Source organism: Albidovulum salinarum, from assembly GCF_025673475.1.
GTDB classification, from domain to species: domain Bacteria; phylum Pseudomonadota; class Alphaproteobacteria; order Rhodobacterales; family Rhodobacteraceae; genus Albidovulum; species Albidovulum salinarum.
Genome location: NZ_JAOVQO010000081.1, coordinates 1 through 526, shown reverse-complemented (window position 1 = coordinate 526; position 526 = coordinate 1). Strand labels below are relative to the sequence as shown.

1 protein-coding gene is annotated in these 526 nt (G+C 67.7%); it reads left to right on the top strand.

Features of this window, described 5'->3' with window-relative positions; translation table 11 throughout:
• The coding region (locus tag OEZ60_RS22220) for an enolase C-terminal domain-like protein (RefSeq protein WP_317852863.1) at nucleotides 1-526 on the top strand (526 nt) is incomplete at both ends.

The following is a 526-nucleotide window of genomic DNA, read 5'->3' as shown; positions in this document are numbered from 1 at the left end:
CTCTGGGGCGGGCGCGTCGCCGAGAGCCTGCCGGTGCTCTCGGTCATCCGCATCGGCAGCCGGGAGGAGACGCTCGCCGCCTTCGAGACCGAACGCGCCAAGGGCTATTCGCGCTTCCAGATCAAGGTCGGGGCGGGCGAGCCGCACGAAGACATCACCACCATCCGCATGGTCGAGGAGATGGCGCTGCCGCACGAACGGATCTGGTACGACCCGAACCGCGCCTGGCTTGTCGACGACGCGATCCGGGTGATCTCTGCGGTCCGAGACCTTAACCCGATGATCGAGAATCCGTGCGAGAGCTACGAGGAATGCCGCACCGTCGCACGGCGCACCGGCTGCCGGATCATGCTCGACGAGGTCATCGACGGCCCGCAGCGGTTCCTGCAGGCGGTGCAGGAACAGGTGCTCGACGTAGCCTCGCTCAAGACCTCCTGCGTCGGCGGGATCGAGGCGACACGCCAGGTGATGGGGCTGGCGAAGGTGACGGGCGTGCCGGTCCGGATCGAGGACTACTACGGCACCG